This is a genomic window from Myxococcus sp. CA051A, from assembly GCF_013336705.1.
Classification (GTDB): Bacteria; Myxococcota; Myxococcia; order Myxococcales; family Myxococcaceae; genus Myxococcus; species Myxococcus llanfairpwllgwyngyllgogerychwyrndrobwllllantysiliogogogochensis.
Genome location: NZ_JABUMS010000002.1, coordinates 908,366 through 934,076 on the forward strand (window position 1 = coordinate 908,366; position 25,711 = coordinate 934,076).

A 25,711-nucleotide genomic window follows, 5' to 3' on the forward strand; every position below is an offset into this window, starting at 1 on the left:
GGACCCTACCCGCGCTTCCCTCCGGAGGCCAGCAAGAGGTACCTACGCGTCATGTGGACTGCCTTCCGACCGCTGCCGGCCGCGCTTTCACTCGTGTTTTGTTGGGTCCTCTTCACCGGGTGTGACTCGGGGAAGAAGCAATTCCAGGAAGCCAATGCGCAGTACGAGGCGCTGGTGGACCGGGGCGTGCCGCCGACGGACCCGGCGTGGGACGCGGTGGTCGCGTCGCTGGAGAAGGTGCCCGCCGGCTCACGCTCGCGTCCGGAAGCCGACAAGCGTCTTTCGGCCATTCGTGGCCTGCGGGGCAGCCTGCCTCCGCGTCCGTTGGCGACCCCCGGCGCGACGGGGCCCGGCACCAGCGAGGCGGACGTGAAGCGCGCCGCGTGCGAGGCGCTGGCGAAGAAGCTGGGACAGGCGTCGGACGAGGCCACTCGCGAGCCACTGCACAAGGCGCTCGAGCAGTGTCACGCGGACCTGGTCCGGCTGGAGGCCAAGAGCCACCCTCCCGGGGAAGAAGGCCACGAGCATGGGAGTCCGCCGCATTGACGCCGTGTGACGTCGCTCACGGATGATTGAGAACACGTCGGGTTTGTGGCTATGGAGCGCGCATGCCCATGCCCCAAGCAGGTGACGCGGCTCCCGACTTCGTGCTTCAGGACCAGGACGGCAACTCCGTGACGCTCTCGCAGCTCGCGGGGAAGAACGTCGTCCTCTATTTCTATCCGAAGGATGACACTCCCGGATGCACCGTGGAGGCGTGCAGCTTCCGCGACGAGCACTCGGTGCTGGAGGCCGCTGGAGCGGTGGTGCTCGGCGTCTCCGCGGACAGCACCGCGAGCCATCGCAAGTTCGCGACCAAGTTCAACCTTCCCTTCCCGCTGCTGGCGGACACCGAGCACCAGGTGTCGGACGCCTACGGCGTCTGGGGGGAGAAGTCGCTGTATGGACGCAAGTTCCTGGGCATCAACCGCGCCACGTTCCTGATTGGACCGGACGGCAAGGTGAAGCAGGTGTGGCCGAAGGTGAAGGTGAACGGCCATGTGGTGGAGGTCCTCGCCGCGCTGGGGGCGAAGCCGAGTGCTCCGGTGTCGGGCGGGTCCGCGTTAGAGGTGGAGGCGGCGGCGCCCGAACTGCCCGCGGCGTCCGTGAAGGACTCGGAGTGGGTAGATGAACTCACTCCGCTCTCGGGCACTCCGTTGACGGCGCCGGCGCAGGTGACGAAGTTCGAGCCCGCGAAGCGGAAGTCCGCGGCGACGAAGGCTCCCGCGAGCAAGGCCGCGTCGCAGGATGAGACCCCGGCCGGAGCGGCTGTCGCGGTGACGACCGCGCCCGAGAAGAAGGCCGCGCCCGCGAAGAAGCCGGCCTCCGAGAAGAAGGCCGAGCCTGTGAAGACCGAGCCTGTGAAGGCCTCGCCCGCGAAGAAGCCGGCCTCCGAGAAGAAGGCCGAGCCTGTGAAGACCGAGCCTGTGAAGGCCGCGCCCGAGAAGAAGGCCGCTCCCGCGCAGAAGACCTCCGCGAAGGAGGCAGCGCCTGTGAAGAAGGCGGCCGCGAAGAAGACCTCCGCGAAGAAGGCAGCGCCTGTGAAGAAGACCTCCGCGAAGAAGGCAGCGCCTGTGAAGAAGGCGGCCGCGAAGAAGGCCGGGCCCGCGAAGAAGACCTCCGCGAAGAAGGCAGCGCCTGTGAAGAAGGCAGCCGCGAAGAAGGCGTCTGCGAAGAAGGCCACGCCCGCGAAGAAGACCTCCGCGAAGAAGGCGTCTGCGAAGAAGTCGCCCGCGAAGAAGGCCGGGCCCGCGAAGAAGTCCGCGCCCGCGAAGAAGCAGTCCGCTGCGAAGCGGAAGTAGCGGAGCGCTGCCGTGAAGCAGGCCACTTCCCAGATGCGTGGACGCGGCGCCTCAAGCCTCGTCCCCGTATCTAGGGATGAGGCGCCACGGAGCACTGCCTGTGCGGCGACGACCGTCGTACTCGGACGCACGGTGCTTTGAACCAGGCAAGGGAGCAGGGACTCGCCGCGCAAAATTTGCGGCGAGACGCGGGCTTCTGTCCCGAAGAAGTCTCAATCCACCGTGACCATGAAGAAGACGGTGCGCGAGCGCCGAGGAGGGCGTAACTGAGCAAGCGGCCCAAGCGGCCGCCGTGTACCCGCCTCGTGGTTTGGACACCAGACGTGCCCATTCTCCTGGGATGCGGGGGACTTGAAGACAGACATCCGAGGAGTGGGACATGCGCGAGCGGAATTTCCGGCGGTGGGCTCAGGTGGCGGCGTTGACGGTGGGTGTCATGGGCGCGGTGGGCTGCGGTGGCCTGCCCGAGACAGGGGGCAAGCAGCCGGGCGAGAGTCGCGGCGGGCCGTTCGCTCAGCGTGGCATCCAGCCGGATGCGCTCCTGGACATGCAGGGCAACGTGCACCCCGAGAAGTCCCCGCCCTGGTTGATGGTCGCGGACCGGGGCCACAACGGCACCATCAAGGACATTGGCTCCAGCATCGACCCGCGCACGCCCAAGCTGGAGGGACAGCAGAACAAGTCTCTCTGGGACGACAAGGGGAAGATGATGGAGGACCGGTACGGCAGCGAGGGTGGCGCCACCTTCGCGCCGACGGCACAGGGGCTGGGCGGCGAGGATGGCGCGCTTCAGAGCGGCTCGACTGACTTCAACCACGGTTGGGGTTACCGGCCGCTGGGCTGGCAGGACCGCAACGCTCGGCTGCGGCGCTAGGTTCGACTCGGGCGGACGGCTGATTCTTCGCCGGCATCCGCGTACGAGGATGGGTATCCATCCCTCTGGGGCCTGAATGGCTCGCCGGAGGGATGGACACATGAACCAGGGAAACATTCGCCGCTGGCTCCTACCCGGCGCGCTGGCCGTGGCTTCGTTGGTGGGCACGGCGTGTCACCGGGAGGAAGAGCGCGTCCGTCGGGAGATTCCCAGGACGGGCGGCCCCTATCAGGGCGTCGCCAATGACTCGCAGCCCTTGAGCAGCTTCGGCCCGGGAACGGGTGGCTCGGGCACGCCCGACATCGCGCCCGTGCAGGACATCGTGGGCACGAACCTGCCGCCCACGGCGGTGGGCAATGTCCCTCCGCGTGTGGAGCCCGGCATCGCCGCGGGCTCACCGACAGCGATTCAGAAGGAGCAGCAGGAGCAGGACGCACCGCCCCAGGGGGCCCCGCCCGCGAAGAACACGCCGGATGGAACGTCGGCCCCGAAGCCAGGGGATGCTCCTCCACGCGAGGACTCCAAGGTCCCGCACTAGTTGCTCGGTGCACGGGGCCGGTGCCCCGTGGCGCTCATCGAGACGCGAGCATGACCTTGGTGGGGCCTGGGCTCGCTACACGGGGTGGTGCCCCGTGGCCGTCACGCTCAGCGAGACGCGAGCATGACCTCGGTGGGGTCCTTGCCCGCGAAGGCGCTGTCGAGCCCCTTGGCGAGCGCGTGATGCTCGGCGCCTCCCAGGGTGGCGAGCCGGTCCTCCGCCGGGTGCGCGAAGCGCGCGGCGAGTACGTCGAGCCTGCGGTGCGCCTCGGTGATGCGCTCGCGCGGAATCCTGCCGGACTCCACCGCCTTCACCACGGCCTCGATGGCGCGACGCTGCACCTCCGCGTGGTGGCACACGAGGAACAGGTCCACGCCCGCGAGCGTGCCCTGCACCGCCGCCTCCTCCACCGTGTAGTGGTCCGCGATGGCCTTCATCTCCAGGTCGTCGCTGACGAGCACGCCGTCGAAGCCCAGCTCCTCGCGCAGCACCCCCGTGAGCACGCGCTCGCTCATCGTCGCGGGCACGCCCTTGTCCAGCGCGTCGAACAGGACATGGGCCGTCATCAGCGAGGCCAGCCGCGCCTGCGCGAAGGCCCGGAAGGGCACCAGCTCCACACGCCGCAGCCGCTCCAAATCATGCGCCAGCCTGGGCAGCGTCAGGTGGCTGTCCGTGGTCGTGTCCCCATGCCCGGGGAAGTGCTTGCCGCAGGAGGCGATGCCGCCGGCCTCCAGGCCCCGCGCGAGCGCCACACCCAGCCGCGCCACCTCCTCCGCGTCCCGGCTGAAGCTCCGGTCCCCAATGACGGGATTGGCCGGGTTGGTGTCCACATCCAGCACCGGCGCGAAGTCCCAGTCGAAGCCCACCGCGCGCAGCTCGTGCGCCAGCAGCCGCCCCACGCGCTCCACCAACCGGGCGTCCCCGCGCTGTCCCAGCTCGCGCATCGGGGGCAGGGCCGTGAACGGCGCCCCGCGCAGCCGCGCCACCCGTCCTCCCTCCTGGTCCACCGAGAGGATGAAGGGCCGACCCGCGCGCGTCTTCAGCTCGCGGCACAGCGTCGCCGTCTCCTGCGCCGTACCCACGTTGCGCTTGAAGAGGATGGCGCCATAGACGCCGTCATCCATCAGGGCCGCCAGGTCGGCGTCGATGCGAGTCCCAGGAAAGCCCACCATGAACAGGCGGGCGCAGTCGCGGTAGAGGGCGGAGGCGGTCACGGGACGCAGTGTCGCAGAACCCGGGCCTCAGCTGGATACCGTTCCTTCGAGGTCCGCACCGGGCGTCGTCTGCCCGTCACCTCCCGGGGCGGTCATGTCCGCTGGCCGCCATCCCGGTCCGCCCGGGGCAGGGGTCGCCCGGCTCCTCCACGTGGCTTCCGGCGGGCTCCTCGCATCGTCATGTTGAGGCACGGCGGCGAGGCGCCAGCGCGGGATGCCAGGGCGCCTGCCCGTCCACCTGTCGGGGGAGCACGGGACGATGATTCAAATCGAGCGGGTGTATCACCACCTGGAGCCGCACGACTCGGAGGGGGCTCGCTTCCTCGTCGAGCGACTGTGGCCACGAGGTATCAAGAAGACCCACCTGAAGCTGGATGGCTGGCTCAAGGACGTGGCGCCCAGCACGGAGCTGCGCAAGTGGTACGGCCATGAGCCCGCGCGCTGGGAGGAGTTCCAGCGCAGGTACGCCCAGGAGCTGCGGGAGCATCGCGAGGCCCTGGAGCCGCTCGTCGAGGCGGCCCGACGGGGAGACGTGACGCTGCTGTTCAGCGCGCGGGACGAGGACCACAACAGCGCCGTCGTCCTGAAGGCGCATCTGGAGCGCGGGCTGCGTCCAGCCAGGCGGCGCTCGCGCCAGCACCCGACGGTGCATTGACACAGGGGCTTGTTCCGCCACGGACGGCTGCTACAAGGGCCCCGGGATTCCGAGGCACCTTCCGCGCCTCCGTTCAATCGAGGCCCTGATGGATTTCGCCACGCTCGAGCTGTCTCCACCCTTGCTCCAGGTCATCGCCGAGCTGGGTTTCCAGGCCGCCACGCCCATCCAGGCGCAGAGCATCCCCGTGTTGCTCAAGGGCAAGGACCTGGTCGGCCAGGCGCGCACCGGCAGCGGCAAGACGGCGGCCTTCGCGCTGCCCATGCTCCAGCACGTCCAGCTCCAGGACCGACGCCTTCAGGGGCTGGTGCTCTGCCCCACGCGAGAGCTGTGCGCCCAGGTGGCGGGAGAGATTCGCAAGCTGGGGCGCCGGCTGCCGGGCCTTCAGATATTGGTGCTGGCGGGCGGACAGCCCATCCGGCCGCAGTTGGAGGCGCTGGAGAAGGGCGTGCACATCGCGGTGGGGACGCCCGGCCGGGTGATTGATGTGCTGGAGCGCGAGGCGCTGGAGACGAAGCGCCTGGGCACGGTGGTGCTGGATGAGGCGGACCGGATGCTCGACATGGGCTTCCGCGAGGACATGGAGCGCATCATCGGCGCGATGCCGTCACGGCGTCAGACGGTGCTCTTCTCCGCGACGTTCCCTCCAGACATCGCGGCCCTGAGCCGCGCGTTCCAGAAGGACCCCGTGCGCGTGACGGTGGAGGACACCGAGGCCACGCCCGCGATTCGTCAGGTCCGCTACGACACGAAGCCCGAGGACAAGACCCAGCAGTTGCTGCGCGTGCTCCGGCTCTACCAGCCGTCCTCCGCCATCGTCTTCTGCAACCACAAGGCGACGGTGGTGGAGCTGACGAAGGCGCTCTCCGACGCGGGCGTCAGCGTGGACGGGCTCCAGGGGGACCTGGAGCAGTTCGAGCGGGACCGGGTCATGGCGAAGTTCCGCAACCTCACCACGCGGGTGCTCGTCGCCACGGACGTGGCGGGGCGAGGCATCGACGTGGAGGCGCTCGACGCCGTCGTCAACTTCGACATGCCCTTCCAGCCGGAGCCGTACGTGCATCGCATCGGACGCACGGGACGCGCGGGGCGCACGGGGCTCGCGATTGCCCTGGTGGCGCCGAACGACAAGCGCAAGGTGGAAGAGATTGAGCAGTCCCTGGGCCTGAAGCTGGAGCCGGGCGACGCGGCGGAGCTGGAGGCCGCGGCGTCGAAGCCGGGTTCGCTCGGCTCGGATTGGGAGACGCTCTACATCTCCGCCGGGCGCAAGGACAAGATGAGGCCGGGAGACATCCTCGGCGCGCTGACGGGTGAGGCGGGTGGCTTCGCCGCCACGGACGTCGGCAAGATTGAAATCCAGGACCACATCTCCTACGTCGCCGTCGCGCGCCGCGTGATCAAGGTGGCCTTCCAGCGCTTGAGCGAGGGCAAGATCAAGGGCCGCAAGCACAAGATTGAGCGCGTGAAGTAGCCGCCCGCGGAGAACGAACCCGCACGCGGAACGGGCCAGGCCCGCACCTTCTGGCCCTCCCACCCGCGACGGGTGACTCCGTCATGCGGGAATCCTCCAGTGCTGAGTGGCTTGCCGCTTCTGGGCGGGATGCCTCCCGTGGAGGTTCGCCGCGCCAGGGCAGCACCCTGCCGTGCGGTGGCGCCGAGGACCGGTGCCCTCACGGCGCATGACCTGATGCGGGCTCGTGCCTCGCACGACCTGGGAACGAGGTGGATGGCCCGGGCCGTGTCACGTGTCGCGGCGGGGTGACGGGACTCCCCGCTTCCAGCCCGCATGAATTTGTGGCGTCCGTGCATCAGCTTCGAGTCTTTGCGATGGCTGTCTGACGAATGCCAGGTAAAGGCAATCGCGAGAGGGCGTCGCTCTGCCGACACGATGAAATTTCTATGAGTGTGTTGCCCGGCCCGAGGACCGCGTGACGGCCTTCGTTCGTGGCGCTCTCGAGAAGGCAGGTCGAATTTCCTGGACGCGGCGGTGTCCACCGTCTGCCTGTCCTGTGCGGGTATCTCCGAGGGCGCAAGTCATGGATGGCAGTTGTGCAATGTTTTTGCCCGACGAGAGACGCCAGACTCGCCTCGTGGTTGTCTGACTGGGGTCATCAGGCAAATTCATACAGACGTGGCCCCATTTGTTGGGGGGCCACGGTTTTCGCAACCCTGTTTTGTTTTCCAGCAAAACAGGCGGTGCCGCTTTATGACTTGCAACGCACGACAATCTTTGGCATCTATTTTTCCCGCATCGCGTCAAATAGAGGGGAAACGGGTTATGCCCGTTTACGTCTCGCTTTCCAGGAAAACGTCATTGGCTTGCGGGCGCGCGAGTTAGAGGTTCCAGTGTCAGCGAACGATAGTGTGGTGAAGGACGGCCTGGCTGGGATCCAGGCGCGTCTGGCCCGTGTGCTTGCACAACGGTTGGGAGTCGATGCGCGCCAGTTGGACGTGCGCGAGAGCTTCAGCAGGTATGGGCTGGACTCCGTGATGGCCACGGGTTTCATCGCGGAGCTGGGAGTGATGCTCGGGCGGCCGTTGTCACCCACGCTCGCCTGGGAATTCCCTACCCTGGAGTCCCTGGCCGCGCACCTCTCTGGAGCGCGGGCTCGCCCGACCTCGCAGGTCCTTCCCAGACACTCGATGGAGGATGAGCCCATCGCGGTGATTGGCATGGCGTGTCGTCTTCCCCAGGCCCCCCATCCGGAGGCGTTCTGGCGTCTGCTTGCGGGCGGGACGAATGCCATCTCCGAGGTCCCCGCCGAGCGATGGGATGTCAACCGTCTTTATGATCGCGACCCCGCGGCTCCCGGCAAGGTGACCTCCCGCTGGGGCGGGTACCTGGACCGGGTGGATGGGTTTGACCCGCTCTTCTTTGGCATCTCACCCAAGGAAGCGCTCCACATGGACCCGCAGCAGCGGCTCATGCTGGAGCTGACCTGGGAGGCATTGGAGGATGCGGGCATCCCAGCGGACCGGCTGCGGGGCTCGCCCACGGCTGTCATGTTCGGCGCCGTCTGGATGGATTACGAGGCGCAGCTGCAACGGCTCGGCTTGCGGCGCATCTCTTCGTACACCGCCACGGGTTACCACCACAGCATCGTCGCCAACCGCATTTCCTACGTCCTGGGTTTGCGGGGGCCGAGTCTGTCCATGGACTCGGCGTGCTCGTCTTCACTGACGGCGGTGCATCTGGCCTGTGAGAGTCTTCGCAGGGGCGAGTCGACCCTGGCCCTGGTGGGCGGCGTGAACCTGACGCTCGCGCCCGACAGCACGGTCGCCCTTTCCAAGCTCGGCGCCCTCTCTCCGGACGGTCGCTGCTACACCTTCGATGCCCGCGCCAACGGGTTCGTGCGGGGCGAGGGGGGCGGTGTGGTCGTGCTCAAGCCCCTCTCCCAGGCTCTCGCGGATGGCGACTCCATCTGCTGTGTCATCCGAGGCAGTGCCCTCAACAACAACGGTGGAAGCAACGGCCTCACCGCGCCCAACACCAGCGCCCAGGCGGAGGTGATTCGCCAGGCCTGCGCCCGCGCGGGGGTCGCGACGACCGACGTGCAGTACGTCGAGGCCCATGGCACCGGCACGCAGCTCGGTGACCCGATGGAGGCCCTCGCGCTGGGCGAAGTGCTCGGTGAGGGGCGGCCCGTCGACAAGCCCCTTCACATCGGTTCGGCCAAGACGAACGTCGGCCACCTGGAGGCCGCCGCGGGCATCACCGGGCTCATCAAGGTCGCCCTGTCCATCCGGCACCGGGCGCTCCCTCCGAGCCTCCACTTCGAGACGCCCAATCCGCTCATCCCTTTCGAGGCGCTGCGGCTGGAGGTCCAACACACCCTGACGGATTGGCCGGAGCCGGACCGGAAGCTCCTCGCGGGGGTCAGCTCCTTCGGCTTCGGCGGCACCAACTGCCACGTCCTGCTCGAGGAGCCGGACGCGCCCCGAGCCGAACTCGTGCGCGTGTCGGCGGAGAGTCCGGAGGCGCTCCGGGCCGCGGCGCAGCGGCTGTTCGAGCGTCTGGACGGCGCCATCCACCAGCCCTGGTCCGAGCTGCTGCGCTCGGCGGCGGACGAAGACGGGGCGCACGCGCATCGCCTGGCGATGACGGTCCGGTCGCGCAAGGACCTGCGCGCGAGCCTCCAGGCCTTCCTGTCCGGAGAGGCCCGGGCGGGCGTGTGCGTGGGCAGCGTGGGGCCCGAGCACGGCTGGAAGCCGGTCTTCGTCTTCTCCGGCCATGGCGCGCATTGGCCCGGCATGGGGTTGTCCCTCATGCGCACCGAGCCGGTGTTCCGGGCCGTGCTGATGCGGTGTGAGCGGCTCATCCAGCAGAACGTGGGCTGGTCGCTGCTGGAGGTGCTGGGCGCGGAGGACTCGGCGGCGCGGCTGAAGCGAATCGACCTCGCGCTGCCTGCCATCGTCGTCCTGGAGATGGCCTTGACGGCGCTCTGGCGCTCCTGGGGCGTCGAGCCCGCGATGGTGATGGGGCACAGCATCGGCGAGGTGGCGGCGGCCCATGCCGCGGGCATCCTGGGCCTGGAGGACGCCGTTCGCGTCGTCTGCTTCCAGAGCCGGCAGATGCACCGGCGCAGCGGCGAGGGCGCGATGGCGCTCGTGGCCGTGCCCTGGACCGAGGCCGCCGGGCTGCTGGTGGGCTACGAGGGGCGGCTGGACCGCGCCATCGACTCCGGCCCGGACTCGACGGTGCTGTCGGGGGAGCCCGCGGCGCTCGCCGAGGTGCTCGCCGCCCTGCAGGCGCGTGGCGTGTTCTGCCGCCAGGGAGACATCGACGTGGCGGCGCACAGCCACCAGATGGACGTGCTGGGTGAGGTGCTCACCGAGGAGCTGCGGGGAATTCGTCCCGAGCCCGCGCGCCTCCCCATGGTGTCCGGTGTCACCGCCGCGGTGCTGGAGGGTGCGCAGGCCGATGCCCCCCACTGGCAGAAGAACATCGCGATGCCCACGCTCTTCACGGGCGTGCTCACCCACGCGCTTGGCGAGGGGCACCGCGTCTTCCTGGAGGTGGGCCCCCACGCGATTCTCAAGCACCCCATCGAGTCGACCCTGCGCCACGCCGGCCAGCCGGGGCTGTTCGTCCCCACCCTGCGTCGACAGGAGGACGCGCGGGGCACGATGCTCGACACCCTGGGCGTCCTGTATGTCCACGGCCAGCCGGTCCGCTGGGAGTCGGTTTCCAGGGGGAGCGTGGAGGAGGGCGAGGCGTCGGCGCGGGTGCTGCCCCTGTCGGCCCGAAGCCCCGATGCCCTGACGTCCCTGGCCTCCGCCTTCCGTGACGTGCTGGCCGAGGACTCGGGTGCGTCGCTCGAGGACCTCACCTACACGGCGGGCGTACGCCGCGGTCAGCTTTCGCACCGCCTGGCGGTGGTGGGTGGCTCGCGGCGGGAGATGGCGGAGGCGCTGGAGGCCTTCGCGCGAGGCGAAGCCCATCCGGGCGTGAGCCACGGGAAGGTGAGTCCGGAGGGGAAGGCCAAGGTGGCGTTCGTCTTCCCCGGTCAGGGCTCGCAGTGGCTGGGCATGGGCCGCCAGCTCCTCGGCGAGGAGCCCGTGTTCCGCGAGGCCATCGAGGCCTGCGAGCGCGCGATGCGGCCCCATGTGGACTGGTCGCTCACCGAGGAGCTCCTCGCCGAGGAGCCGCGCTCGCGCCTCCAGGACATCGACGTCGTGCAGCCGGTGCTGTTCTCGATGCAGGTGGCGCTGGCCGCGCTGTGGCGCTCGCGGGGAATCACGCCGGATGCGGTGGTGGGCCACAGCATGGGCGAGGTGGCCGCGGCGCACGTGGCCGGCACGCTGAGCCTGGAGGACGCGGCCCGCATCATCTGCCTGCGCAGCCAGCTGCTTCGCGGCAAGAGCGGGCAGGGGGCCATGGCCGTGGTGGAGCTCGGCCTGGAAGAGGCCCGCGCGGCCCTGACGGGCTACGAGGCGCGGCTCTCCGTGGGGGTGAGCAACAGCGCTCGCTCCACGGTGCTCTCCGGTGACACCGAGGCCCTGGAGGCGTTGCTGCCCACGCTGGAAGGGCGGGGCATCTTCTGCCGCCGGGTGAAGGTGAATGTCGCCTCGCACAGCCCTCAGATGGACTCGCTGAAGGACGACCTCCTGCGTGTGCTGGAGGGCCTCGCGCCCCAGCCCGCGCTGGTGCCCATCTACTCCACTGTCACGGGGCAGACGAGCGACGGGGGCGACTTCCATCCGGCCTACTGGGTCCGGAACCTGCGCGAGCCGGTGCTGTTCCACGGCGCCGTCGAGCAGCTCTTGGAGGACGGCTACAGCGTGTTCCTGGAGGTGAGCCCGCATCCGGTGCTGCTCGCGCCCATCGAGGAGACGCTGCGCGAGTCGAAGCGGGAGGCCCTCGCGCTCGCGTCGCTGCGGCGACAGATGCCTGAGCGGCGCAGCCTCCTGGAGTCGCTCGCGGCGCTGTACGCCTGGGGGTGCTCCGTCGACTGGTCGTCGCTGCACCCCTCGGGTGGGCGGGTCGTCGCGCTGCCTGGCTACCCGTGGCAGCGGGAGCGCTACTGGCTGATGGACGAGGCGGAGACGGACCCGGAGCTCAGGGGCTCCGGGGATGAGGGCCGCGCGGGACATCCCCTGCTCGGCGCTTCGCTGTCCTCCTCCGTGCAGCCCGGCACCCACTTCTGGGAGCGGAGCGTGAGCACGGCGGCGTTCCCGTATCTCTCCGACCACTGCGTCTGGGGGGACGTCGTCTTCCCGGGCGCGGCCTATCTGGAGCTGGCGCTCTCCGCCGGAGCGGAGGTGCTGGGTGAGGCGGGGCTCGTGCTCGAGAACGTCTCCCTCAGCGAGATGCTCGCGCTCAAGCCGGCGGAGTCGCGGCGCGTGCAGGTGGTGCTGAACGAGGAGGAGGCGGGGCATGCCTCCTTCCAGATTTCCAGCCGCGCCGAGGGCGACGCGGGCTGGCGCAAGCATGCGGCGGGGCGCCTGCGGCGTGAGGAGCACGCGGCCACGAGGCCCGTCTCCGAGTCGCCCGAGTCACTGCGGCAGCGGCTCCCCGTGGAGCTCTCCTCCGAGGCCCACTACCAGCGCAGGCAGGAGCAGGGGCTGATGTACGGCCCCACGTTCCAGGGCCTGCGGCGGCTGTGGCGAAGCGAGCGGCAGGGGTTGGGCCGCGTGGAGCTTCCCGAGCAGGTGGCCGCCGAGAGCGGAGTGTACCGGCTTCATCCCGCGCTCCTGGACGCGAGCCTCCAGGTCGCGGTGGAGCTGATTGCATCCGTGGCGGAGGCGTCGGCCGTGGCGCCCACCTATGTGCCGGTGGGACTGGGTCGGGTGCGGCTCTTCCAGCGGCCTGGGCGCGCGGTGTGGGTCCACGTGACTTCCGTGGGCGACGGGGCGGCGAACGAGCGGGAGCGCTCCTTCGACCTGCGGCTCCTGGATGACCAGGGACAGGTGCTGCTGGAGCTCGACGAGCTGCGCCTGTACCGGCTCGACGCGGGCGTCGCGGCCCGCAAGGCGCTCGGTGAGTGGCTCTACCAGGTGGACTGGGAGAAGCAGCCCCTGCCGGTGGAGCCGACGTGGCCGGAGCGCACACCGGGAAGCTGGCTGATTCTCGGTGACCAGGGGGGCGTGGGGCAGGCGCTGTCCACCCTGCTGCGAGCCCGCGGGGAGACGTGCGTGCTCGTCGTCCCTGGAGAGACGTATCGGCTCACGGGGCCGGGGCGCGCCGAAGTGGACCCCCGGAACGCGGAGCGCCTGCGCCGGCTGCTCGGGGAAGCGCTGGGGGCCGGGACGCCTCCTTGCCGCGGGGTGGTGCACCTGTGGAGCCTCGATGTCGCCGCGAATGACGCGCTCACGCCGCGGGCGCTGGAGGACTCGCGCCGGTCCACCACCACCAGCGTGCTGCACCTGACGCAGGCGCTCTCCCAGGTGGGCTGGAGGGATGCTCCCCGACTCTGGCTGACCACGCGGGGCGCGCGGTCCGTCGGCGGGTCGCCGGAGCGCGTCGCGGTGGCGCAGGCGCCGCTCTGGGGCTTGGGGCAGGTGCTGGCCGTGGAGCAGCCGGACCTGCGCTGCACGCGCGTGGATGTCGAGGGCGGTGTGGACGCCTGCGCCGACGCGCTCCTCCGCGAGCTGTCGTCCACGACGTTCGAGGACCAGTCCGCCTGGCGCGGTGGCACGCGCTTCGTGGCGCGGCTGTCCAGGGCCCCGGACGCGCTGGTCGCTCGGGAGCCCTCGACGCTGCTTCGCGACGACGGCACCTATCTCATCACGGGGGGACTCGGCGGACTGGGGCTCGAGGTCGCCCGCTGGCTCGTCTCCCATGGGGCGCGTCACCTGCTCCTGCTGGGGCGCCGTGCTCCCACCGAGGCCACCGAGCACGTGCTCACGGAGCTGCGCCAGACGGGCGCGCGCGTGGAGTCCTTCCAGGCGGATGTCGCCGTCGCGGATGACGTGGCGCGAGCGCTGGCCCGGGTGGACGAGGCGATGCCACCGCTGCGCGGCGTGTTCCACGCGGCGGGGCTCCTCGAGGATGGCCTGCTGCTCAACCTCACCGAGGAGCGCTTCGCCGCGGTGATGGCCCCCAAGGTCCTGGGGACCTGGAACCTGCACGCCCAGACGCACCACCTGCCGCTGGAGCACTTCGTGCTCTTCTCCAGCGTGGCCGCCTCGCTGGGCACGCCGGGGCAGGCGAACTACGCCTCCGCCAACGCGTTCATGGACGCGCTGGCCCATGACCGCCGCGCGCGGGGACTGGCCGCGCTGAGCATCAACTGGGGAACCTGGACGAGCGTCGGGCTCGCGGCGGCGCAGTCCAACCGGGGTGAGCGGCTCGAGGCCCGGGGCCTGCGGGGCATGTCTCCGGACAAGGCGCTCAGCGTGCTCGGCATGTTGATGGGACAGACGCGGCCACAGCTCAGCGTGATGTCGTTCGACGCGAGGCAGTGGCTGGGCTTCTACCTGTCCGCGGCGCAGTCGCCCTACTTCACCCGGCTGGCCCAGGAGCCTTCTGCCCGGCCCTCCGTGAGCGCCGGACGGAGCCGGATTCGCGAGCAGCTCTTCGCCGCTCGTGCCTCCGAGCGCCGGGCCCTGCTGGATGGCCACCTGCGCGAGCTGGTGGGCGGCGTGCTGCGCATGGCGCCCGCGCGCATCGACCCGAGGACGCCCTTGATGAACCTGGGGCTCGACTCGCTGATGAGCATGGAGATTCGCAACCGCCTGGAGGCGGCGCTCGGGCTGAAGCTCAGCGCGACGGTGGTGTGGACCTATCCGACGGTGGCCACGCTCACGCCCTTCCTGGCGGAGAAGCTGGGGCTTCCGCTCGAGGACCGGGCTCCGGAGCCACTGGACGAAGCGGCGCCGCCGGCCATCGCCGAGGCGAGCGCGATTGACGAGATGTCCGAAGAGGAAGTCGAGCGGCTGTTCGCTCAGCGCATGGGGCAGGGCACATGACGAGCTTCGCGGAGAAAATCGCGCAGTACTCCCCCAAGCGGCTCGCGCTGCTCGCGATGGACCTCAAGTCCCGCCTGGACGCGGTGGAGGGCACCCGCTCGGAGCCGGTGGCCATCATCGGCATGGGGTGCCGTTTCCCGGGTGGAGGCAAGGACCCGGAGTCGTACTGGAACCTCCTGCGCGATGGCGGGGACGCCGTCACCGAGGTGCCTTCCTCGCGATGGACGCGCGAGGAGATGGCGCGGATGGACCCCGAGGCCCTGGAGAAGCTGGGGGCGCGGTGGGGGGCCTTCATCCAGGACGTGGACCAGTTCGATGCGGACTTCTTCAGCATCTCGCCGCACGAGGCGCACCGGATGGACCCGCAGCAGCGCATCCTCCTGGAGGTGGCCTGGGAGGCGCTGGAGGACGCCGGGCAGGACATGTCGCGGCTCGCGGGCAGCCGCACGGGCGTGTTCATCGGGGTGTACAGCGACGACTACGCGTTGCTCCAGGTGGGCAACCCGTCCGCGCGTGACTCCAGCAGCGTGACGGGCGCCATCAACTGCGTGGTGCCGGGGCGCCTGTCCTACCTGCTCGACTTCCAGGGCCCCTGCCTGACCGTGGACACCGCGTGCTCCTCGTCCCTGGTGGCGCTGCATCTGGCCGCGCAGAGCCTGCGGAACCAGGAGTGCTCGATGGCGCTGGCGGGCGGCGTCAACCTCATCCTCTCGCCGCTCTCCTCGAGCAGCGTCTCCAGGGCCCAGGCGCTGTCGCCGGATGGGCGCTGCAAGACCTTCGACGCGCGCGCCAACGGCTTCGTGCGCGGCGAGGGCTGTGGCGTGGTCGTCCTCAAGCGGCTGTCGGATGCCATCGCCGCCAAAGACCCCATCCTGGCGCTCGTGCGCGGCTCGGCCGTCAACCAGGACGGCAAATCCGCGGGGCTGACGGCGCCCAACGTGCTCGCCCAGAAGGCGCTCATCCGTCAGGCGCTCCAGAGCGCGAACCTGGAGCCCGCCGACATCGACTGCGTCGAGGCGCACGGGACGGGGACGTCGCTGGGTGACCCCATCGAGATGGAGGCGCTCCACGAGGTCTACGCCAGCGGCAGGTCCGCGCGGCAGGCGCTCGTCGTGGGCGCGGCGAAGACGAGCATTGGCCACCTGGAGTCGGCCGCGGGAATCGCCGGCATCATCAAGATGGTCCTCTCGCTGCGGCACGAGGCCGTTCCGCCGCTCACGCACTTCCAGCGGCTCAACCCGCGAATCGACTTCACCGGCGAGTCCATCACCCTCCCGACGTCACTCCACCCGTGGCCCGTCCAGGCCGAGCGCAAGCGCCGGGGCGCGGTCAGCTCGTTCGGCATCAGCGGGACGAACGCGCACGTGATTCTCGAGGAGCCGCCCGCGCCCGTGGCCGCGCCGTCCCAGCGCGCGGCGGGTGCCCACCTGCTGCCCCTGTCGGCGCGCTCGCCCGCCGCGCTCCAGGCCCTGGCGCGTGGTTATGCAAGCCTCCTCGTGGCGTCGCCGGACGTGTCGCTCCGGGACGTCTGCTACACGGCCTCGCTGCGGCGCACCCACCAGGAGTACCGCCTGTCCGTCGCGGGCGAGTCCCCGGCCGCCATCGCCGAGAAGCTCCAGGACCTCGCCTCGTCGGGCGTCACCGCCGCCATGAAGGGCACGGACGAGCGGCCCAAGGTGGCCTTCGTGTTCCCGGGCCAGGGCTCGCAGTGGCACGGCATGGGTCGTCAGCTCCTCGACCAGGAGCCTGTCTTCCGCGAGGCGCTCGAGCGCATCGACGCGGCCATGCGCCCCCATGTGTCCTGGGGGTTGCTCGACGTGCTCCGGGCGCCCTCCGAGTCGTCGCGCCTGGGGGAAATCGACGTCGTGCAGCCGGTGCTGTTCGCCATGGCCGTGGCGCTGTCGGCCCTCTGGCGCTCCTGGGGAATCGAGCCGGACGCGGTGGTGGGGCACAGCATGGGCGAGGTGGCCGCGGCGCATGTGGCGGGCGCGCTCACCCTGGAGGATGCGGCGGCCATCATCTGCCTCAGGAGCAGGCTGCTCAAGCGCATCAGTGGCCAGGGCGCGATGCTGGCGACGGAGCTGTCCCTGGCGGACGCGCGCAAGGTCCTGGTGGGGCATGAGCAGCGTGTGGCCATCGCGGTGAGCAACAGCCCGACGTCCACGGTGCTGTCCGGCGATGCGGTGACGCTCGAGGAGCTTCGTGGGTCGCTCGAAGCCCGCAACGTGTTCTGCCGCTGGGTGAAGGTCGACGTGGCCTCTCACAGCCCGCAGGTCGACTGCCTGCGAGAAGAGCTGCTCTCCGTTCTCTCCTCGGTCCGGCCGCGCTCCGCCTCCGTGCCCATCGTCTCGACGGTGACGGCCGCCGGCTGTGATGGCTCGGGCTTCGATGCGGCGTACTGGGTGCGCAACCTGCGTGAGCCGGTGCTCTTCTCCTCAGCCGTGCTCGGCCTGGTCGAGAGCGGGCACACCGTGTTCATGGAGATGAGCCCGCATCCGATTCTGCTGCCCGCCGTCGAGCGGTGCATGCAGCACGCGGGACGCGAAGGGGTGACGGCTCCTTCCCTTCGCCGCGAGGAGTCCGAACGCACGGTGATGCTGGAGTCCGTGGGCGCGCTGTACCGCGCGAGCTGCCCCGTGGCGTGGACGCGGCTGTTCCCGGAGGGCGGACAGGTCGTCCCGCTGCCCACGTATCCCTGGCGGCACAAGCGGTACTGGCTCGACGCGGTGGCGACGCCCGTCGTCTCCACCACCGAGCAGGTGACGTCCCTGAAGGGCCGACCGGTCCGTGTCGCGCATGGGGTCGACGGCCAGGTCTTCGAGCTGGAGCTGGGCAGCACCTCCCTGCCGTGGCTGGGCGCGCACCGGCTGGGCGGCGTCGCAGTGGTCCCTGCCTCGGCCCTGGTCGAACTCGCGCTGAGCGCCGCGTCCGAGTCGCTGGGCTCAGGCGCCCGGGAACTCTCCGACGTGGAGTTCGAGCGCGCGCTGGTGCTGACGGAGTCCTCGCGGCGCCTCGTGCAGGTCCACCTCTCCTCGGCTTCGGAGGGGCGGCACGTGTTCCATCTCCACAGCCGGGCGGTGGACGGAGCCGCGTCCGAGACGGAGTGGGTGCGGCACTGCCGGGGCCAGGTCCGGCCGCTGGGAGTGCTCACGGGAGTGCCGGACGTCATCGAGGCGGTGCGCTCACGCTGCGCGCAGCACGTCCAGGGCGCGGCCCTCTACGAAGAATTGGAGCGCGGCGGTGTCCAGTACGACGCGCCGCTGCGGACGCTGAGCGAAGCCTGGAGGCGGCCCGGTGAGGCGCTCGGGCGCGTGGTGATGGGACCGGAGCGGATGCAGGAGTCCGCGCGCTACCAGCTCCACCCGGCGCTGCTGGACGCGGGGCTCCAGACCCTGGCGCTCGCCCTCGCGGCGGAGCCCGAGAAGGCCGCCCTGTTCATGCCCCTGAGCCTCGAGTCGTTCGAGTGCCTTCCGGGCCGCGCGGACGTGCAGTGGGCCCATGTGTCCATCGCGCCCACGGTCCGCTCCGAGGAGCGCGTGGGGACGCTGACGTTGCTGGATGCAGCCGGTCGCCAGGTGGCCGTGGCGCGCGGGGTGCGGCTGCGTCGCGTGGCGACGGAGCGGCTGTTGGAAGTGCTGGGCGAGGTTCGCACCCAGGACTGGTTCCATGACGTGACGTGGGAGCCCAGGCCGGTGTGCGTGGCCCCGCCTGTGCCCGCGGACTGGCTGGTGTTCGTCGATGGTGGGGGCTGGGGCGCCGGGCTCGTGGAGGCGCTGCGCCGCCAGGGTGCTTCGCCTGTCACCGTGACCTCGGGAGGCGGATTCCAGCGGCTGGATGCACGGCGCTTCGTGGTGGACCCGAAGCGGCCGGAGGACATGGAGCGTCTGCTGCGCGAGTTGCCCGCGCTGCCCTCGGGACACGAGGGCCGTGCACTCTTCCTGTGGGGCCTCGACGCGGTGCTCGACGAGCAGACGGGGACGCCGGAGTCCTGCGTGGCCGCGCTGCACCTGGTGAAGGCACTCATGGGCGCACCTGGCCGCGCGCGGCTCTGGATGGTCACCCGGGGCGCACAGGTCACCGGCGTGGGCGACGAGCGGGTGTCGCTGGCCCAGGCGCCGCTGTGGGGCATGGGTCGCAGCGTGTCCCTGGAGCAGCCCGGCGTGTGGGGAGGCCTCATCGACCTGTCTCCGGAGCGTCATCCCGAGGAGGTGCTGGCGGTGCTTCGCGAGGTCTCCGCGTTCGGCGTGGATGGCGAGGACCAGCTCGCGCTCCGCGAGGGGCGTTCGCTGGTGGCCCGTCTCACTCGTGGCCGGGTGACGGCACCCACGGAGCCGCTGAGGCTGCGCCAGGACGCGACCTACCTCGTCACGGGTGGGCTCGGAGGACTGGGCCTGAAGGTGGCGCGGTGGTTGGTGGAGCGGGGCGCGCGGCACCTCGTGCTGCTGGGCCGTGGGGGCCTGTCGGGCTCCGGCGACGCGGCGTCGGAGCGGCGCCGTGAGGCACTCGAGTCGCTCCGGGCACTCGGCGCGACTGTCACCGCGCTGGCCGCCGACGTGGCGGACCGCGAGCGGATGGCGACGCTCCTGCGCGAGACGGCCGAGACGCTTCCTCCGCTACGCGGGGTGATTCACGCCGCGGCGCTCCTGACGGAGCGACGACTGGAGGACCTGGACCTCACGGCGATGACGGCGATGCTGCGGCCGAAGGTGCTCGGCACCTGGGTGCTGCATGAGCTGACTCGCGGGTTGGCGCTCGACTTCTTCGTGATGTTCTCGTCGACGTCGACCTTGTGGGGGGCCTCCGGCCTGGCGCACTACGCGGCGGGCAACCAGTTCCTGGAGGCGCTGGCGCACCACCGGCGGGCCTCGGGACTGCCCGCGACCACCCTGCACTGGGGGACGTGGGACGAGATTGGCGGCGAGCGCGCCGACAGCGTGCGCGGCTTCGCGCGCTTCGGCCTCAATCCCATGGCTTCGGAGCGTGCGCTCGATGCGATGGGCCAGGTGCTGGGCTCGGGCGCGAGCCACAAGACGGTCGCGTCGGTGAACTGGAGCGTGCTCAAGCCCATCTGGGAGGCCCGGCGCCGCCGGCCCTTCCTGCGACACATGGGCGAGTCCGCGTCCGCGTCGGTGGGTGAGTCGTCCTCGCGGGCGCGGTTGCTCGCGGAGCTCCAGTCGCTTCCGCCCGACCGCCGCTTCGACACGCTGGTGCTCCGCATCCAGGGAGAGGTCGGGCGCATCCTCGGGTTCGCGCCCTCCGAGCTTCCCCCCACGGACCGGGGCTTCTTCCAGATGGGCATGACGTCCCAGATGTCCGTGGAGCTGCGCGCGGTGCTCCAGCGGGGGCTGGAGAAGGAGCTGCCCGCGAGCCTCGCGTTCGACCACCCCACCGTCATGGCGCTGGCGAAGCGTCTGGCCAGCAGTGTCACCGCGGTGGAAATCCCCCTGCCCACCGTGGCGGTGGCGCAAGAGCCGCGAGCGCAGGTGGCGCCCGCGCAAATCGATGACCTCTCCGCGCGCCTGTCGCAGGTCACGGAGCTGTCCGACGACGAAGTCGAGCGGTTGATTGCACAGAAGTTGAGCTGACGCGGCGGGCACGACGGCGATGAGCAAAGAATTCTACGAGAAGATTTCGAGCCTCCCTCCCAAGAGGCTCGTGTTGCTGGCGCTCGAGCTGCACGCGGAGAGCGAGGCCCTCAAGCGGACGCGTTCGGAGCCCATCGCCATCGTCGGCACCTCGTGTCGCGTGCCGGGGGGCGCGCGGACGCCGGAGGCATTCTGGCGGCTGCTGCACGAGGGCGTGGACGCCATCACCGAAGTGCCCCGTGAGCGGTGGGACGCGGAGGCGTTGTTCGACGCCGACCCGATGAAGCAGGGCCGCACCTATGCGCGCTGGGGAGGCTTCCTCGACGGCGTGGAGAACTTCGACGCCGCGTTCTTCGGCGTGTCGCCTCGCGAAGCCGCGCGCATGGACCCGCAGCAGCGCATGCTGCTCGAAGTCGCGTGGGAGGCGCTCGAGCGCGCGGGCCAGCCGCCCGACCAGCTCGCCGGAAGCAAGACGGGCGTCTTCCTGGGCATCATCGGAAGTGACTACGCGCAGCTCCAGGCGCGGCAGCTCGGCGGGGCCCCGGACATCTACCACCTGACGGGGACCTCCCTGAACGCGGCGGCGGGCCGGCTCTCCTACACGCTCGGCCTCCAGGGGCCGTGCATGGCCATCGACACGGCGTGCTCGTCGTCGCTCGTCGCGCTCCACCTGGCCTGCCAGAGCCTGCGCAACCGCGAGAGCGACGTGGCGCTGGCCGCGGGCGTCAACCTGATGCTGATGCCGGACGCGACCATCGCGCTGTCCAGCAGCAGGGGGCTCGCGCCTGACGGGCGCTGCAAGACGTTCGATGCCTCCGCCAATGGCTTCGTGCGCGCGGAGGGCTGCATCGTCCTGGTGCTCAAGCGGCTCTCCGATGCCCTGGCCCACGGTGACGAGATTCTCTCGCTCGTCGCAGGCTCGGCGGTGAACCAGGACGGCGCCAGCAGTGGACTGATGGTTCCCAACGGCCCGGCGCAGGAGCGCGTCATCGCCCAGGCCCTGGCGAGCGGTGGCCTGGAGCCCTCGCGAATCTCCTACGTCGAGGCCCACGGGACGGGCACCTCGCTGGGCGACCCCATCGAGCTTCAGGCCCTGGCGCGGGCGCTGGCGACGGGCAGGAGCGCCGAGTCGCCGCTCTTCGTGGGCTCGGTCAAGACGAACCTCGGCCACCTGGAGGCGGCGGCCGGGCTCTCCGGTGTCCTCAAGACGGCGCTCGCGCTGCGCAACGAGGCGATTCCTCCGAACCTGCACTTCCAGCGGCTCAACCCGGACATCGTCCTGGACGGCGCGCCCGTGGTCGTCCCGACGCAGGTACAGCCGTGGCCGCGTGCCGGGCAGCCGCGTCTGGCGGGGGTGAGCGCGTTCGGAATCAGTGGAACGAACGCGCATGTCATCCTGCAGGAGCCTCCGCTTCCGGCGCCCCAGCCTCCGCTTCCTTCGCGAGGCGCGGAGTTGCTCGTGCTCTCGGCGCGCGGCGCTGACGCGCTCCGGGCGATGGCCGCGAGTCACGCGCGCTGGCTCACCGAGCACCCGGACGTGTCGCCGCGCGACGTGTGCGCCACGGCGGCCCTGTCGCGCTCCCACCACGAGCAGCGGCTCGCGCTCGCGGGCCGCACGCACGCCGACTTCGTGGAGAAGCTGGAGGCATTCGCGCGGGGCGAGTCCGTGCCTGGAGCGGCCATCGGGCGCGGCTCGGGGCAGGTCCGCCGCCGGGTCGTCTTCGTCTTCCCAGGCCAGGGTTCGCAGTGGCTGGGCATGGGTCGGAGGCTGCTCCAGGAGGAGCCCACGTTCCGCGCCGCGCTGGAGCGGTGCGACGTGGCCATCCGGGCCTGCGCCGACTTCAGTGTCCTGGCGGAGCTCGCGGCCGAGGAGGGCCAGGGTCGTCTGCACGAGATTGACGTCATCCAGCCCGTGCTCTTCGCCATGGAGGTGGCGCTGGCGGAGCTGTGGCGCGCGTGGGGCATCGAGCCGGACGCGGTGGTGGGCCACAGCATGGGCGAGGTGGCCGCGGCACACGTGGCCGGCACGCTGAGCCTGGAGGACGCGGCGACCATCATCTGCCGCCGAAGCCGGCTGCTGCGCGGCGTGAGTGGACAGGGCTCCATGCTCCTGGTGGACCTGACGCTGCAAGAGGCGAAGGAGGCCCTGCGCGGCTTCGAGGACCAGGTCTCCGTCGCGGTCAGCAACAGCGTGCGCTCCACCGTCCTCTCGGGAGCCCCTGGTGCCCTCGAGAAGATTTCCGGCGCGCTCACGCAGCGGGAGGTCTTCTGCCGCTTCGTGAAGGTGGACGTCGCGTCGCACAGCCCGCAGATGGACTCGCTGCGGCCGGAGCTGCTCGCGGCCCTCCAGGGCATCTCACCCCGCGCGTCGCGTGTCCCCATCTGCTCGACGGTGACGGGAGCGCTGACGGATGGCGCGGCGTTCGGCGCTTCCTACTGGGCCGACAACCTCCGCGAGCCGGTGTTGTTCTCGACGGCCATCGAGCGACTCGCGGTCGACGGACACGACATCTTCATCGAGCTGAGCCCGCATCCCATCCTCCTGCCCGCCGTGGAGCAACACCTGAGGCACCTCGGGCGCGAGGGCGCGGTGCTGCCTTCGCTCCGGCGCAACGAGGATGAGCGGGGCTCGATGCTGTCCTCGCTGGGCTCCCTGTACGCGATGGGACACGCGGTGGACCTCCAGCGCCAGCACCCGGTGCGGGGCCTCCGGGCGGCGCTCCCCACCTATCCCTGGCAGCACGAGCGCTTCTGGTTCGAGTCATCCCCGCGTGCGCGTCAGGTCCTGGTCGCCGGGCAGCACCCGTTGCTGGGGTCCCACGTGGCGCTGGCCGGAGAGGACGGCGCGCACCTGTGGCAGACCGGGCTGCTGGCGGACAGCCCGGCGTATCTGGGTGACCACGTCGTGCACGGAGAGGTCGTCCTTCCTGGGACGGGTTATCTCGAGATGGCGCTCGCGGGTGCCGCCGAGGCGCTGGGGCCCACGCGTCACGCGCTCGAGGACGTCAGCTTCCAGGAGATGATGGTGCTCTCCCGCGACGAGCCGCTCGCGGTGCAGATGCGCTTCACCCCGGACGAGGGCGGAGCGAAGCGGTTCCAGATTTTCAGCCGGTCCACGGAAGCGGGCGGTGGTTGGACGCTGCACGCCGAGGGCCGGCTCCGTGAAGCCGAGGCGGCGGAGGCCTTCCCGCTCGACGAGGCGCGTGCGCGGTGCACGGAGCGGATGGACGGTGAGACGCACTACCAGCTCATGAAGGAGCGAGGCGTCGACTTCGGTCCCAGCTTCCAACTGCTGAAGGAGCTGTGGAAGGGGCCCGGGGAGGCGGTGGGGCGCCTGGAGCTGTCGTCGTCGGTTGCTTCGGAGATGGCGGCCCATCAGCTCCATCCGGCGCTGCTGGATGCCTGCCTCCAGGTCATCAACGGAGCGGGGTTGGGCGACCGGCCGGGAGAGACGTTCGTTCCGATGGCTGTCGAGAGCCTGCGCGCCCACGGGCGCCCCGGCGGGGAGCTGTGGGGACACGCCCGCATCCGGCCCGGCACTCGCAGCGGCGCGGGCTCGCTCGAAGCGGATGTGACGTTGCTGGACGGCGAGGGCCGCGTGCTGATGGAGGCCCGGGGGCTGCTGTGCCGCCGGCTGGAGGCGATGCGGCGGCGGTCCTCCGACGAGGTCGATTCGTGGATGTATCAGGTCGACTGGCAGGAGATGCCGCGTGAGCAGGTGACGCCCGCTCCGGACTCCACGCCTGGGGCCTGGCTGGTGCTCTTGGACCGCCAGGGCTTCGGCCGGAAGTTGCAGGCGGCGCTGAGCGCGCGCGGCGAGCGGTGCATCCTCGTCTCTCACGGCGAGGAGTCCCGCCTCATCGAGCCCGGGCACTACGTGGTCGACCCGTCCCGGGTGGAAGGCTTCGAGCGGATTCTGGAGGCCGAGTTCGGCGCCGGGCGGCAATCGTGCCGGGGCGTCGTCCACCTCTTCAGCCTGGATGCGCCTCGTCCCGAGGACGGGCCCCAGGCCCTGGCGCGAGCGCGGATGCTCGGGGCGGGCAGTGCGCTCCACCTCACGCAGGCGCTGGTGGCTTCGGGCTTCCGTGACATGCCTCGCTTGTGGCTGGTGACGGAAGGTGTCCAGGCCCCCCGTCCCTCGGAGCAGGTCCTCCATGTGGAGCAGGCCCCCATCTGGGGTCTGGGCCGGGTGCTCTCGCTGGAGCACCCCGAGCTCCGGTGCTGCTCGGTGGACCTGGGCGCGCTCGACGAGGACCAGGCACGCGGGCTCACGGGTGAGCTGCTCGCGTCGACGCCGGAGGAGCAGGTCGCGCTTCGGGGGCCCGCGAGGTTCGTGGCCCGACTGTCGCGCATGGAGCGAAGCAAGGCCGCGCCGGCGGAGCTTCGCGCCGATGGCACGTACCTGATTACCGGCGGCCTGGGAGGTCTGGGCCTGAAGCTCGCGGAGTGGTTGGTGGAGCGCGGCGCCCGCCACCTCGCGCTGCTGGGCCGGGGCGGTGCCTCCGAGGAGGCGCAGCGGACGCTGGAGGGGCTGCGCGCGGCGGGCGCGGAGGTCCGGGTGTGCAAGGCCGACGTGGCGGTGCGAGCGGACCTGGAGCGGGTGTTCGGTGAACTCGCGGCCCAGATGCCTCCGCTGCGGGGAGTCTTCCACGCGGCGGCGGTGCTCGATGACGGCGTGCTGGCGAACCTCACCGCGGAACGCCTGCGCAAGGTGATGGAGCCCAAGGTCCATGGCGCGTGGAACCTGCATGTGCTGACGCAGGCCCTGCCGCTGGACAGCTTCGTGCTCTTCGCGGCGGCGGGCTCGCTGTTGGGCTCACCGGGACAGGGCAACTACGCGGCGGCCAACTTCTTCCTCGACGCGCTGGCGTCGTACCGGCGGGGACTGGGCCTGCCCGCGCTGAGCGTCGACTGGGGCGCCTGGGCTGGCGTGGGACTGGCGGCCGCGGCGGAGGCTCGCGGCGAGCGCATCTCCCAGCGAGGCGTGGACAGCATGCCGCCGGCGCAGGCGCTCGAGGCGTTGGGCCGGATTCTGACGGGCTCCCACGCGCGGGTGGTGGTGATGCGCTTCGACATGCGCCAGTGGAGCGAGTTCTACCTGACGGCGGCGAAGTCGCCGTTCCTGTCACGGCTCGCTGGCGAGCAGTCCCGTCGCGCGGAAGGCCCGGCGGACCGGGGCGCCTTCGTGGAGACGCTCCGCGCGGCGGAACGGCCGAAGCGGGCACAACTGCTGGAAACACACCTGTGCGAGCAGGCCGGGCATGTGCTCCGGCTGGCGCCCTCCCGCATCGACCCGCAGCAGCCCTTCGGCAACATGGGGCTGGACTCGCTCATGGGGCTGGAGCTGCGCAACCGGCTCGAGGCCAGCCTGGGGCTGCGGCTCCCGGCGACGCTGGTGTGGCGCTACCCGACGGTGGAGTCACTCGTCGAGCACCTGGCCGAGCAACTGAAACTTCCCATCACGACTCAGGCCGAGCAGCCCCGCGATGAAGCGGCGGCGCTCGAAGCCGTGCTCGTCAACAACGTCAATCAGCTCTCGGACGAAGAGGCCGAGGCGCTCCTCGCGGAGAAGCTCGCCGCATTGGCTGAGTGA

Annotated in this window: 10 protein-coding genes; 9 read left to right on the forward strand and 1 reads right to left on the reverse strand. The window is 70.7% G+C overall.

The window, feature by feature from the left end; genetic code table 11:
• The first annotated feature begins 51 nt into the window (after window positions 1-51).
• From HUA74_RS09160 to HUA74_RS09175, 4 genes are all read left to right on the forward strand, one after another.
• Complete coding sequence (locus HUA74_RS09160; RefSeq protein ID WP_174454200.1) at window positions 52-546, forward strand: hypothetical protein; 495 nt, start codon at window positions 52-54, stop codon at window positions 544-546.
• 68 nt (window positions 547-614) lie between these two features.
• Window positions 615-1,841 (forward strand): thioredoxin-dependent thiol peroxidase, encoded by a 1,227-nt coding sequence (gene bcp, locus HUA74_RS09165; protein WP_254624977.1) that lies wholly within the window; start codon window positions 615-617, stop codon window positions 1,839-1,841.
• Between the two features lie 379 nt (window positions 1,842-2,220).
• Window positions 2,221-2,715 (forward strand): hypothetical protein, encoded by a 495-nt coding sequence (locus HUA74_RS09170; RefSeq protein WP_141641660.1) that lies wholly within the window; start codon window positions 2,221-2,223, stop codon window positions 2,713-2,715.
• 100 nt (window positions 2,716-2,815) lie between these two features.
• The gene (locus HUA74_RS09175; protein ID WP_174454202.1) at window positions 2,816-3,253 is read left to right on the forward strand and encodes a hypothetical protein; all 438 of its coding nucleotides are present in this window, start codon (window positions 2,816-2,818) and stop codon (window positions 3,251-3,253) included.
• Window positions 3,254-3,360: 107 nt separating this feature from the next.
• Here HUA74_RS09175 and nagZ read toward each other — a convergent pair whose 3' ends face one another.
• Window positions 3,361-4,425 carry a beta-N-acetylhexosaminidase gene (nagZ, locus tag HUA74_RS09180; protein WP_141641672.1) on the reverse strand — a complete coding sequence of 355 codons (1,065 nt, stop codon included), beginning with the start codon at window positions 4,423-4,425 and terminating at the stop codon, window positions 3,361-3,363.
• A 256-nt stretch (window positions 4,426-4,681) separates the two neighbouring features.
• On the opposite strand from nagZ, the gene HUA74_RS09185 reads away from it, so the two are divergent.
• The 5 genes from HUA74_RS09185 (at window position 4,682) to HUA74_RS09205 (ending at window position 25,711) form a co-directional block, all read left to right on the forward strand.
• Entirely contained in the window at window positions 4,682-5,122 is a 441-nt protein-coding gene (locus HUA74_RS09185; RefSeq protein WP_254614143.1) for a DUF488 domain-containing protein, read from the forward strand.
• 88 nt (window positions 5,123-5,210) lie between these two features.
• Window positions 5,211-6,593, forward strand: coding sequence for an ATP-dependent RNA helicase DbpA (gene dbpA / locus HUA74_RS09190; protein ID WP_141641662.1), 1,383 nt, complete (start codon window positions 5,211-5,213; stop codon window positions 6,591-6,593).
• Window positions 6,594-7,468: 875 nt separating this feature from the next.
• Window positions 7,469-14,533 carry an SDR family NAD(P)-dependent oxidoreductase gene (locus HUA74_RS09195; protein WP_371817216.1) on the forward strand — a complete coding sequence of 2,355 codons (7,065 nt, stop codon included), beginning with the start codon at window positions 7,469-7,471 and terminating at the stop codon, window positions 14,531-14,533.
• A complete protein-coding gene (locus HUA74_RS09200; protein ID WP_174454204.1) occupies window positions 14,530-20,118 on the forward strand; it encodes a type I polyketide synthase in 5,589 nt (1,862 codons plus the stop codon). The genes HUA74_RS09195 and HUA74_RS09200 overlap by 4 nt, the downstream gene beginning before the upstream one ends.
• 19 nt (window positions 20,119-20,137) lie before the next feature.
• Window positions 20,138-25,711: a type I polyketide synthase gene (locus HUA74_RS09205; protein ID WP_174454205.1), complete on the forward strand. Its 5,574-nt coding sequence runs from the start codon at window positions 20,138-20,140 to the stop codon at window positions 25,709-25,711.